At 61.5% G+C, this 12499-nt stretch carries 11 protein-coding genes; all 11 read right to left on the bottom strand.

Annotated elements, in window-relative coordinates:
- Positions 1-28 precede the first annotated feature (28 nt).
- Positions 29-820: an SDR family oxidoreductase gene (locus tag CLU85_RS10065; protein WP_100410141.1), complete on the bottom strand. Its 792-nt coding sequence runs from the start codon at positions 818-820 to the stop codon at positions 29-31.
- 126 nt (positions 821-946) lie between these two features.
- Complete coding sequence (locus CLU85_RS10060) at positions 947-1156, bottom strand: hypothetical protein (protein WP_100410140.1); 210 nt, start codon at positions 1154-1156, stop codon at positions 947-949.
- Positions 1156-3015 (bottom strand): acyl-CoA dehydrogenase, encoded by a 1860-nt coding sequence (locus CLU85_RS10055; protein WP_100410139.1) that lies wholly within the window; start codon positions 3013-3015, stop codon positions 1156-1158. The genes CLU85_RS10060 and CLU85_RS10055 overlap by 1 nt, the downstream gene beginning before the upstream one ends.
- A 110-nt stretch (positions 3016-3125) precedes the next feature.
- A complete protein-coding gene (locus CLU85_RS10050) occupies positions 3126-3617 on the bottom strand; it encodes a PaaI family thioesterase (RefSeq protein ID WP_100410138.1) in 492 nt (163 codons plus the stop codon).
- A gap of 2 nt (positions 3618-3619) precedes the next feature.
- Positions 3620-4795 (bottom strand): acetyl-CoA C-acyltransferase, encoded by a 1176-nt coding sequence (locus tag CLU85_RS10045; protein WP_100410137.1) that lies wholly within the window; start codon positions 4793-4795, stop codon positions 3620-3622.
- A gap of 35 nt (positions 4796-4830) precedes the next feature.
- The gene (locus tag CLU85_RS10040; RefSeq protein ID WP_100410136.1) at positions 4831-6930 is read right to left on the bottom strand and encodes a 3-hydroxyacyl-CoA dehydrogenase NAD-binding domain-containing protein; all 2100 of its coding nucleotides are present in this window, start codon (positions 6928-6930) and stop codon (positions 4831-4833) included.
- Between the two features lie 334 nt (positions 6931-7264).
- Positions 7265-7960: an ABC transporter ATP-binding protein gene (locus CLU85_RS10035; RefSeq protein ID WP_100410135.1), complete on the bottom strand. Its 696-nt coding sequence runs from the start codon at positions 7958-7960 to the stop codon at positions 7265-7267.
- A 2-nt stretch (positions 7961-7962) separates the two neighbouring features.
- Positions 7963-8748 carry an ABC transporter ATP-binding protein gene (locus tag CLU85_RS10030; RefSeq protein WP_100410134.1) on the bottom strand — a complete coding sequence of 262 codons (786 nt, stop codon included), beginning with the start codon at positions 8746-8748 and terminating at the stop codon, positions 7963-7965.
- A gap of 2 nt (positions 8749-8750) precedes the next feature.
- Entirely contained in the window at positions 8751-10073 is a 1323-nt protein-coding gene (locus tag CLU85_RS10025; RefSeq protein WP_100410133.1) for a branched-chain amino acid ABC transporter permease, read from the bottom strand.
- 4 nt (positions 10074-10077) lie between these two features.
- Entirely contained in the window at positions 10078-11031 is a 954-nt protein-coding gene (locus CLU85_RS10020) for a branched-chain amino acid ABC transporter permease (RefSeq protein ID WP_100410132.1), read from the bottom strand.
- 82 nt (positions 11032-11113) lie between these two features.
- Entirely contained in the window at positions 11114-12346 is a 1233-nt protein-coding gene (locus CLU85_RS10015; protein ID WP_100410131.1) for a branched-chain amino acid ABC transporter substrate-binding protein, read from the bottom strand.
- Between the last annotated feature and the right edge of the window lie 153 nt (positions 12347-12499).

The raw sequence follows: 12499 nt of genomic DNA, 5'->3' as shown, positions 1-12499 counted from the left end.
CGCTGCCCGCCCCCGCCGCCGCTGTTGACTAGCCGCCCGTGACAATGCTCACGCCGCCATCCACCGCAAGCCACTGGCCGGTGATGTGCTTGCCCGCGTCGGACGCATATAGGGCACACAGGCCCTTCAGATCTTCATCGTCACCCAGACGGCCCAGGGGCGCATGCGCGGCCAGTGCTTCTTCACCCATGGCCTTGAGCGTGCCCACCGTCATCTTGCTGGGGAAGAAGCCGGGACAAATGGCGTTGACGCGGATGTTGTACGCGCCCCATTCAGCAGCCAGCGCCCGCGTGAAGTTGATCACCGCACCCTTGGAGGTGTTGTAAGCGATGGTGTTCATGCCCTTGGGGTTGCCGCCCAGGCCCGCGATGGACGCCACATTGATGATGCTGCCGCTGCGGCGGCCGATCATGCTGTGCTTGGCGATGTGCTGGCTCAGGATGAAGTAGCCGCGCACGTTGAGGTTCATCACCTTGTCCCAGGCCTCCACGGGATGGTCCTCGGCGGGAGAACCCCAGGCGGCGCCCGCGTTGTTCACCAGGATGTCCACGTGACCCAGGCGCTCCAGCGTCTCGTCGGCCAGGCGGCGGATGTCGGCTTCGTTGGAGCAATCGGCGGCGATCCAGCGGGCATCGATGCCTGCGGCCTGCAGGTCGGCCGTGGCCTCTTCCAGGTCGGACGCCTTGCGCGAACTCAGCACGATCTTGGCGCCCGCCTCGCCCAGCGCATGCGCCAGTTGCAGGCCCAGGCCGCGCGAGCCGCCGGTGACCAGTGCGGTCTTGCCGGTGAGGTCAAACAGTTGTTGGATGGTGCGTGTCATGGTGTCTCCTTCAGAATTTTTGGTGGGATCGGCGAATGCAGGACTCCGACCTCCATCGATCATTGTGCGATGCAACGCGGGGCCATTGTGTCGCCCCCGCGTCGGTCCGGGTCTCGGTGCAAACGGTCAGGTGCCGGTGTCGGCCTTCAGGCGTGCCCGCACGCCGATCAGCACCACACCCGCTGCGGCCACAAGGCCACCCCCCACCATCAGGCTCCAGCCAATAGCGTCGTCGGTGCGTGCCGTGGCGATGCCCAGCACCAGCGCCAGCAGGCCGCCATAAATCAGCGTCCAGATGAGCTTGTGCAGACGCTGCAAGGTCTTTGGTGCGGTCATCAGAAGGCTTCTTCAGGAAACACCGCGCAGGTCGCATCGCGCGCACTCACCACCTGCAGCCAGGCGCCGATCTTGGGCAGCTCGTAGTGGAAGAAAAAGCGCATGGCGCCCATTCTGCCCACACTCGATGCCCGCTCCAGAGTCGCATCGGCGTGCAGCGTAGCCAGCGCCACGTCCAGCCAGACCCAGGCCAGCACCATGTGGCCAAAGGCCTGCATGTAGGGCACGGCATTGGCCAGCGCATCGGAAGGCTGACCCGTGGACCAGGCGGCTTTGGTAGCGGCACCCACCTGCTGCAGTGCGCTGCCCAGGGCATTGGCGTGCGCGGCCAGCGCAGGCACCTGGATGGCGCGCTCGATGGTGGCATTGATGCGCCCGGCCAGCAGTTGCAGGCCGCGCCCACCTTCCATCAGCACCTTGCGGCCCAGCAGGTCCATGGCCTGGATGCCGTGCGTGCCCTCATGAATCATGTTCAGGCGGTTGTCGCGCCAATACTGCTCGACCGGGAAATCGCGCGTGTAGCCGTAGCCGCCATGGATCTGGATGGCCAGGCTGTTGGCCTCCAGGCACCACTCGCTGGGCCAGCTCTTGGCAATGGGGGTCAGCACCTCCAGCAGAAGGCGCGCCTCGTCGGCGGCAGCCGCATCACCGGTCGCCTGTTCGTCCACGAGGCGTGCGCAGAACAGGTTGAGCGCCAGCGCGCCTTCGCCGTACGACTTTTGCGCCAGCAGCATGCGCTTGACGTCGGTGTGTTCGATGATGCGCACCTGCGGCTGCGCCACGTCCTTGACCACGGCGGCGGCTGCGCCCTTGTCCTTTGGGTTTTGCACCGGGCGTCCCTGGGGACGGTTCTTGGCGTAGTCCAGGCTGGCGTAGTAGCCCGCCAGGCCCAGCATGGTGGCGGCCATGCCGATGCCGATGCGCGCCTCGTTCATCATGTGGAACATGCAATGCAGGCCCTTGCCGGCCTGGCCCACGAGGTAGCCCACAGCGCCTGCTTCGCCATCCACGGGGTACTTGCCCTCCCCAAAGTTGAGCAGCGTGTTGGTGGTGCCGCGCCAGCCGAGCTTGTGGTTCAGGCCCGCCAGCGCCACATCGTTGCGCACACCCGTCAGTTGGCCATCGGTGCCCACCAGCTTCTTGGGCACGATGAACAGCGAGATGCCCTTGGTGCCGGGCACCAGCTTGCCGTCGGGGCCAGGGATCTTGGCCAGCACCAGGTGGATGATGTTCTCGGTCAGCTCATGCTCACCGGCCGAGATCCACATCTTGTTGCCCTTGAGGCGGTAGCGCGGGCCCAGCGGGTCGTTCTCAAAACCTTCGCCGTCGGGCACGGCGCGCGTGGCCACGTCGCTGAGCGACGAGCCCGCCTGCGGCTCCGACAGGCACATGGTGCCGGAGAAACGGCCCGAAAATTCGTTGAGCGCAAACACCTTCTGCTGCGCCTCGGTGCCATGCACCATCAACAGGTTGGCATTGCCCACCGTGAGCAGGCCCGAGCCCATGCTGATCGATGCCACGGCAAAGAAGCTGTTGGCCGCGGCCTCTACCGTGTAGGGCAGTTGCATGCCGCCAATGTCGTAGTCCTGCGCGGCGCTGAGCATGCCGGAAGCCGCATAGGCCTTCTGCGCATCGTGCGTGCACTGGGGCAGCGTGACCTTCTCGCCGTCGAAATGCGGCTCTTGCGTATCGACCGTGCGGTTGAAGGGTGCGTACTTTTCACGCGCAATGCGTTCGCAGGTGTCGATCACCGCATCGAAAGTTTCGCGAGAGTGGTCGGCAAAGCGGCTGCGCTCCTGCAGATTCTCGGCGTGCAGCCATTGGTACAGCAGGAAGTCGACGGTAGGGCGTAGGCTCATGGCATTCCAAGCAAAAAGTGCCTCTAGCGCTTATCCATCAAGCGCTAGCAGCTATGAAAATATGAGTACCGGTAAACAGATAGTTTTTGCGTAGCCACCGCGCTGCACTCTCAAGCACTGGCTGCAGGCGTGGCTGCATCGGCTTGGCGCGCGGGCAACGCTGCAATAGTGCCCTGCGCCACGGCGCACAGCTTTTCGACCCCCGCCTGAACCACGAAAACATCGCACTGGCACACGGCCTGCGAGCGGCTGTGGTGCACGGCTCGGGCACGTGCAATCAACAAATCACCCACAGCAGGCCGCAGGTAATTGATCTTGAACTCGGACGTCACCACCGGCACCTGCATGGCGGTGCCGCCGGCGTAGGTCAGAGCGTTGTCGGCCACGTAGCTGAGCACGCCGCCGTGGACAAAACCGTGTTGTTGGAGCAGATCGGGCCGGATGGGCAAGTGAAGCTCACAATGCCCTGGCGACAATGCTTGCAGCGTTGCGCCCAGCAGCTGGCTGAACGCCTGGGCCGCGAGCACCTCGCGCCCCATGGCCAGGAAAACCTCTGGCGACACCCCGCCAGCCGGTGGTTGCGCAGAGGTTTCACCCGGCATGTTCAGAACACTTCAAAAATGCCTGCAGCGCCCATGCCGCCGCCAATGCACATCGTCACGCACACCTTCTTGGCGCCACGGCGTTTGCCTTCGATCAGTGCGTGGCCCGTGAGGCGCTGGCCCGACACACCGTAGGGGTGGCCCACGGCAATGGCGCCGCCGTTCACGTTCAGGCGGTCGGCTGGGATGCCCAGCTTGTCGCGGCAGTACAGCACCTGCACCGCGAAGGCTTCGTTCAGCTCCCACAGGTCGATGTCTTGCACCGTGAGTCCCAACTTCTTCAGCACCTTGGGCACGGCAAACACGGGGCCAATGCCCATTTCGTCGGGCTCGCAGCCTGCCACCGCAAAGCCGAGGAAACGGCCCAGGGGCTTCAAGCCCTTCTTGCTGGCGTACTCTTCGCTCACCACCACGCAAGCGCCTGCGCCGTCAGAGAACTGGCTGGCATTGCCGGCCGAGATGAGGCCGCCAGGCAGTGCCGAACGCAAACCGCTGATGGCTTCGACCGTGGTGCCTTCGCGCGTACCTTCGTCCTTGCTGACGGTGACCTGCTTGGTGATCAGACCCAGCGTCTTGTCGGCAATACCGGCTGTCACGGTGATGGGGGCGATTTCGGCATCGAACAGACCGGCCGCTTGCGCAGCGCAAGCCTTTTGCTGGCTGGCGGCGCCGTATTCGTCCATGGCTTCGCGGCCGATGTTATAGCGCTTGGCCACTTGCTCGGCGGTCTGCAGCATGCTCCAGTAGATCTCGGGCTTTTGCTTGGCCAAGGCCAGGTCCTGGATCATGTGCAGGTTCATCTCTTGCTGCACGCAGGAGATGCTCTCGACACCCCCAGCCACATACACATCGGCCTCGCCCGCGATGATGCGCTGGGCAGCCATGGCAATGGTTTGCAGGCCCGACGAGCAAAAGCGGTTGACCGTGACGCCGGAGGCCGTGATGGGCAAACCGGCCTTGAGCGCGATCTGGCGGGCGATGTTGCTGCCGGTGGCGCCTTCGGGCGTGGCGCAACCCATGATGACGTCGTCCACGTCAGCGCCATCAATGCCAGCGCGCAACACGGCGTGCTGAACAGCGTGGCCGCCCAGGGTAGCGCCATGCGTCATGTTGAAAGAACCCTTCCAGCTCTTGGCGAGCGGGGTGCGGGCGGTGGAAACAATCACGGCGGAGGTCATGTGAATTCCTTTGATTCGGTATCTGTGGATGCGGCTTACTGGAAGGACTTGCCTTCTGCGGCCAGCTTGGCCAGCAGCGGAGCGGGCTTCCAGAACTCTGCGTCGTCCAGAGGGTTCTTGGCAAAGCGGTCCATGGCCTGCACCACGTTGAACAAGCCGACCTCGCTGGCGTAGTGCATGGGGCCACCACGGTAGATGGGGAAGCCATAACCCGTGAGGTAGACCATGTCGATATCGCCGGACTTGCTGGCAATGCCGTCTTCCAGGATGTGAGCGCCTTCGTTGACCAGTGCGAACACCAGGCGTTGCACGATCTCTTCATCGGAAATCTTGCGCGGCGTGATACCCAGCTCCTTGCGGTGGTCTTCGATCATCTTGTTGACCAGATCGCTCGGGATCGCGTCGCGCTTGCCGGCCTGGTAGTCGTACCAGCCTGCACCGGTCTTCTGGCCGAAGCGGCCCAGTTCACACAGTTTGTCGGCCGTGCGGCTGTACTTCATGTCAGCGCGCTCCACGGAACGACGCTTGCGGATGGCCCAGCCGATGTCGTTGCCGGCCAGATCGCCCATGCGGAACGGGCCCATGGCAAAGCCGAATTTTTCAACCGCCTTGTCCACCTGCTGGGGCGTGCAGCCTTCGTCCAGCAGAAAGCCGGCCTGGCGGCTGTATTGCTCGATCATGCGGTTGCCGATGAAACCATCGCACACACCCGAGACCACCGAGGTCTTCTTGATCTTTTTGCCAATGGCCATCACGGTGGCCAGCACGTCCTTGGCGGTCTCTTTGCCACGCACCACTTCCAAGAGCTTCATCACGTTGGCAGGGCTGAAGAAGTGCATGCCCACCACGTCCTGCGGACGCTTGGTGAACGCCGCGATCTTGTCCACGTCGAGTGTGGAGGTGTTGGAAGCCAGGATGGCGCCGGGCTTGGCCACGGCGTCCAGCTGCTTGAACACAGCTTCCTTGACGCCCATTTCTTCAAACACGGCCTCGATGATGAGGTCGCAGTCCTTGAAGTCTTCGTAGCTCAGCGTGGTGCTTAGCAGGGCCATGCGCTGCTCGTACTTGTCTTGCTTGAGCTTGCCCTTCTTGACCTGGGCTTCGTAGTTCTTTTGAATCGTGGCGATGCCGCGATCCAGCGCTTCCTGCTTCATCTCCAGGATCTTGACGGGGATGCCCGCGTTCAGGAAGTTCATGGAGATGCCGCCGCCCATGGTGCCAGCACCAATCACGCCGACCAGCTTGATGTCGCGCTTGGGGGTGTCGGAGGCCACATCGGGAATCTTGCTCGCTGCACGCTCGGCCACGAACAAATGGCGCAGGGCGCGGCACTCGGGTGTCCACATCAGGTTGATGAAGATCTCGCGCTCGACCAGCATGCCGTCAGCAAATTTTTTCTTGGTGGCCGCTTCGACCGCATCCACGCACTTGGCGGGCGCAGGGTAGTTCTTGGCCATGCCCTTGACCATGTTGCGCGCGAACTGGAAGTACGCGTCGCCTTCGGGGTGCTTGCAAGGGAAGTTGCGCACCAAGGGCAGTGGGCGTGCATCGGCCACGCTCTGCGCGAACGCCAAGGCCTCAGTGGCCAGCGACTCGGCCGACGCAGCCATCTTGTCAAACAGCTTCTGGCCAGGCACGGCGCCAATCATCTCGCTCTTGATGGGCTCACCGCTCACGATGAGGTTGAGCGCTGCTTCCACGCCAATCACGCGGGGCAGGCGCTGCGTGCCGCCAGCGCCGGGGATCAGACCCAGCTTGACTTCAGGCAGTGCAATCAGGCAACCAGGCGCCGCAATGCGGTAGTGGCAGCCCAGGGCCAGCTCCAGGCCACCGCCCATGGCAACGCTGTGCATGGCAGCCACGACGGGCTTGGCCGAGTTCTCGATGGCCGCAATCACCGACAGCAGGTTGGGTTCTTGCAGCGACTTGTCGGTGCCGAACTCCTTGATGTCGGCACCACCAGAAAACGCACCGCCAGCGCCAGTGATCACGACGGACGTGACCGCTGCATCGGCATTGGCCCGGCTGAGGCCGTCCACGATGCCCTGGCGGGTGGCCAGACCGAGTCCATTGACGGGAGGGTTGGCCATGGTGATCACGGCAACGGAGCCGTGGACTTTGTATTCAGCGGTCATGGTGCTGTTGTTCCTTGGAAAGTGAAAAAGAACGATCGTGCGTTTTTATTGTAGAGACTTCAAACCCATTTGGCGTGTCAATTTGTCCCGGGCGGGACAAGGGGGTTTCAGACATCCCCTGCAGAGCACATTCCGTCGGGCAAAAAAAAAGAGACGCCACCGAAGACCGGGCGCCTCTGTGGACCGATGCAAAAAGGCCTCCTCAGGCCTCAGCCACGCGCTCAGCCCGCGAAACTGGCGCACTCCAGGCCAGCGCCCCCGCGCTAGGGCCGCCCCGCCGCGCTGGGGGCGTCCCCCTCCGGGGGAAGGCGCCGAAGGCGACTCAGGGGGGCTTCTAAACCTCCAGCCACTCCTTGCGGATGTAATTGTCGGCACGCAGGCTGTCCGGCGTGCCCTGGAACACGATAGCGCCATGGCCCATCACCAGCGCCCGGTCGGAGATCTTCATGGCGATGGTCAACTTCTGCTCGATCAGCAGTACCGAGATGCCTCGGGCCTTGATGGTCTGCAGGTACTGGCCCACCAGCTCCACGATCTTGGGGGCCAGCCCCTCGGTGGGCTCGTCGATGATGATGAGGTCGGGGTCGCCCATCAGCGTGCGGCACAGTGTGAGCATCTGCTGCTCGCCACCCGACATCACGCCCGCTTCTGTGTGCTGGCGCTCCTTGAGGCGGGGAAACATCTCGTACATGTCGTCAAATGACCAGCGGCTGTTTTTACCGCTGCCCTTTTGCCCCAGCATCAGGTTTTGGTGCACCGTGAGGTTGGGAAACACGTCACGGCTTTCCGGTACGTAGCCCACGCCCAAGTGGGCGATCTCATAGGCCTTTTTGCCATTGAGGTCTTGCCCTTTCCATTGGAGGGTGCCTTCCCAGTCCACCAGGCCCATGATGGCCTTGGCGGTGGTCGAACGGCCCGAACCGTTACGCCCCAGCAGGGCTACGATTTCACCAGGTTGGACGTCAAAGGTCACGCCATGCAACACATGGCTCTTGCCGTAATAGGCGTGGAGGTTTTCGATTTTCAGCATAGTCAGTGTCCTGCACCCTGCTCGTCGGCCACAGCCGATCCCAGGTAGGCCTCCTGCACACGCGCATTGGCGCGTACCTTGTCAGGGGTATCGAAAGCGATCACTTCGCCATAGACCACCACGGCAATCTTGTCGGCCAGGCCAAACACCACCCCCATGTCGTGCTCTACCGTGAGCAGGGTGCGGCCTTCCGTCACTTCCTTGATGAGATGGATGAAACGCGTGGTCTCGGTCTTGCTCATGCCCGCCGTGGGCTCGTCCAGCAGGATCACGTTGGCACCACCAGCAATGGTGATGCCGATCTCCAGCGCGCGCTGCTCGGCGTATGTGAGGTTCATCGCCAGCGTGTCGCGCTTCTTGTCGAGCTTGATCATCTCCATGAGCTGCTTGGCACGCTCGTTGGCATCGTGCAGGTTCGACAGGAAGCGCAAGAATGTGTACTTGTAGCCCATGCTCCACAGCACGCCGCAGCGCAGGTTCTCAAACACCGACAGCTTGGGGAAGATGTTGGTGATCTGAAAGCTGCGCGAGAGCCCCTTGCGGTTGATCTCGTACGGTGCCAGCCCATTGATGCGCTGGCCGTTGAGGATCACGTCGCCACTGGTAGGCGCAAAACGTCCGCTGATCAAATTGAACAGCGTGGATTTGCCCGCACCATTGGGGCCAATGATGGCCACACGCTCGCCAGGAACCACGCACAGATTGGCACCCCGGATGATTTCAGTCTTGCCAAAACTCTTGCGCAGGTCGCGCAGTTCGAGCGCATAAGTTGCGTTGTCAGCCGCCATGGTCACAAAGCCTCCCCGCGCTTGATTTCATGTTCTATTTCTTCCTGAATCTTGCTCCACTGGCGCACAAACTGGCGCCGGCAAAGTTCGAACAGGGCAAAGCCCGTCACCATCACAAAAACAGCACCAAACCAGCTGGTAAAGCCCTTGGCATCGAGCGTCGCCCCCAGGAACGTCAGCTCAGACCCCAGCGCCGCATTGAGTTGCAGGTGGTAGGTCATTTCGATCATGCAGGCAGCACCCATCACACCAACCAAGGCCGTGCTACCGAGCCCCAGGTAGGAGGTCCACAACTGGCGCAACTTGCCAAACTTGGCCAGGCGCAGATTCATCATGATCAGGCTGGCCACACCGCCGGGCGCGTACATCACCATGAACAGGAAAACAAGGCCCAGGTAAAGCAGCCAAGCCTTGGACAGTTCTGACAGCAGGACCGAGGCGAGCACCAGCAGCACGGCACCAATGATGGGACCAAAGAAGAACGTGGCCCCGCCCAGGAAGGTGAACAGCAGATACCCACCCGAGCGCACTACGTTCAGGCTGTCCGCACCAGTCACGATCTCGAAGTTGATCGTGGCCAGGCCGCCGCCGATGCCTGCGAAAAAGCCCGCGATGATGAAGGCAAAGTAGCGCACTCGCTGCGTGTTGTAGCCGATGAACTCCACGCGCTCGGGGTTGTCGCGCACAGCGTTCAGGATGCGGCCCAAAGGGGTGCCGGTGAATGCAAACATCGCCGCTGTACACACAAAGCAATACGCGGCAATGAGGTAGTACACCTGAATGGCTGGCCCAAAACTGATGCCGAAGAATGACTGGCCATACACGCGATCGGTCGTGATGCCGCCCTCGCCGCCAAAGAACTCAGGGAACATCAGCGCCATCGAGGCCACCAGTTCGCCAATGCCCAGTGTGATCATGGCGAACGTGGTGCCTGACTTCTTGGTGGTCACAAAGCCCAGCAAAATGGCGAAGAACGCACCGGCCAGCCCCCCCACCACGGGAATGAACACCAGCGGAATGCTGAAGCTGCCCTTGGCCGCCATGTTCATCGCATGGATCGCAATGAAAGAACCCAAACCGGTGTAAACAGCGTGGCCAAAGCTCAGCATGCCCCCCTGCCCCAACAGCATGTTGTAGGACAGGCAGATGATGATGAGGTAACCAATCTGCGAGAGCATGGTCAGCGCCAGGCTGCTGCGAAACAGCATGGGAGCGACGATGAGCGCAGCGGCAAACAGCGTCCAGATGACGAACCGCCCGACGTTCCAGGGCTTGAACCGGTAGTGCGACGTAGCACTCGAAACAGTAGTGTTGGTGGAATTCATGGCATCAATCCTCCCGCGTGCCCAGCAAGCCCTTGGGGCGGAAGATCAGGATCAGCACGAGAAACAGGTAAGGCAGGATCGGCGCCACCTGAGAGATCGTGAGTTTGAGCAAAGGGTAGCCAAAGGTCTGGTCGGTCACCGCCACACCCACGGCCTTGAAAACGTGGATCAACGAGTAGTCGAGGGCCACAGCAAAGGTCTGCACCAGTCCGATGAGCAGCGATGCCAGAAAGGCCCCCGCCAAAGAACCCATGCCCCCCACCACCACCACCACAAAGATGATGGAGCCCACCGATCCCGCCATGGCGGGTTCTGTGACATAGGTATTGCCACCAATCACACCCGCCAGACCCGCCAGCGCTGCGCCGCCGCCAAACACCAGCATGAAGACGCGCGGAACGTTGTGCCCCAGAGCCTCGACCATGTCGGGGTATTTGAGCGCCGCCTGGATCACCAGCCCGATGCGCGTGCGTGTCAGCAGCAGCCACACCGATACCAGCATCAGCATAGCCACCAGCATCACGAACGAACGCGACTTGGGGAACTGCGTGCCATACAGCGAGAACAAGGGTCCCTGCAGTTGCTCAGGCAGGCCATAGGGCACCGTGGAGCGGCCCCAAACCAACTGCACCACTTCCAGTATCAGATACGAAAGCCCAAACGTGACCAGGAGTTCAGGCACATGGCCGAACTTGTGCACCCGGCGCAAGCAGTAACGCTCGAATGCAGCCCCCAGCACAAACACCACCAGGGGCGCCAGCACCAGTGCGGGCCAAAAGCCCACCACCCCGGAGATGGTGAACGCAAAATAGGCACCCAGCATGTAGAAGCTGGTGTGTGCAAAGTTGAGCACGCCCATCATGCTGAAGATCAGCGTGAGGCCGGAACTCAGCATGAACAGCAGGAGCCCGTAGCTCACACCGTTCAGCAAAGAGATCACGAAAAACTCAGGATTCATTGGAATTTTTCATCACTGGGTAAAAAAAAGGCCCGAGTAGGTCGGGCCTCGAAGTTCTGGTGCCGAAACACCAGCACCGGATTCAAGGACGCTTCATCTGGCACGAAGTGGGCGTGCTGGCCACATAGGGCTCGTAATACTTCAAAGGCACGAAGGTATAGCCGGTGTTTTCCGAATCGATCGGGAACTTGCCGCCCGCCTTTTCCCACTTGGAGATGAACAGGCCTTGCTGCAACTGGTGGTCGGTCTTGCGCATTTCGACCTCGCCATTGAAGCTCTTGAACTTCATGCCTTCAAACGCAGCGGCAACCTTGACGGGGTCGGTGGACTTGGCCTTGGTAAAACCTTCGGACAGCATCGTGAACGCGTGATAGACAGCGCCCGTGTACATGTCGTCGTTGAACTTCTTCTTGTAGTCCACCACGATCTTGTTGAGTTCACCCGGCAGGTTCATGTGGGCGTAGGCCACCATGTACACACGGCCTGCGGCGGCAGGACCCATGGCCGTGGGGCTGCCCGTGACAGAGCCGTAGTAGGTGTAGAAGTTGACATTGTTCAGGCCCGCATCATTGGCGGCCTTGATCAGCAATGCCAGGTCGGAGCCCCAGTTGCCGGTGATCACACTGTCGGCACCCGACTGTTTGATCTTGGCGATATAGGGGGAGAAGTCACGCACCTGGGCCAGGGGGTGCAGGTCATCGCCGACGAACTGCACGTCAGGGCGCTTGCGCTGCATCATTTCCTTGGCGAACTTCGAGACCTGGTGGCCATGCGAGTAGTTCTGGTTGATCAGGTAGACCTTTTTGACCTCGGGCAAGTCCTTCATATAGGTCGTCAGCGCCTCCATCTTCATGGAGGTGTCAGCGTCCAGACGGAAGTGCCAGTAGCTGCACTTGCTATTCGTGAGGTCTGGGTCGACGGCGGCGTAGTTCAGGAACAGGACTTCCTTGCCGGGATTGCGTGCGTTGTGCTTTTCGAGCGCGTCCATGATGGCAAGCGCCGGACCGGAGCCATTGCCTTGCACCACGTAGCGTGCCCCCTGGTCCATCGCCGAGCGCAGAGCACTGGTGGTTTCCTGGGGACTGAGCTTGTTGTCAATGCCGATGATTTCAAATTTGACGCCAGCCGAGTTCTTCTTGTTGAACTCTTCAGCGATGAACTGGAAGCTCTTGAGCTGGTTCGTTCCTACCGCTGCCATCAGGCCGGAAAGGGGGTCGAGCCAGGCGATTTTCACCGTCTCGCCCTTTTGAGCGAAGGCCCCGCCAGCGCTTGCCAAGATTACCGAGGCTGCTACAGCCTTTATAGCGAACTTCATAGTTTTGTCTCCTAGTAAATCGACACAACGCAGCGTACCGCGTTGCAACAAAGCGATGCTCAGGGATTGCCCCTACCAGCGTCGCACACGTGACTGGCACAGCACTCCCCCGAGCGCGCACCAGCCTGGGGCAATGCCGAGCACAACCCTCAC

Origin of the sequence: Acidovorax sp. 69, assembly GCF_002797445.1 — a bacterium.
GTDB lineage: Bacteria > Pseudomonadota > Gammaproteobacteria > Burkholderiales > Burkholderiaceae_C > Acidovorax.
Note: the sequence above shows the minus strand (reverse complement) of the source record. Positions and strands in the feature narration are given on the sequence as shown.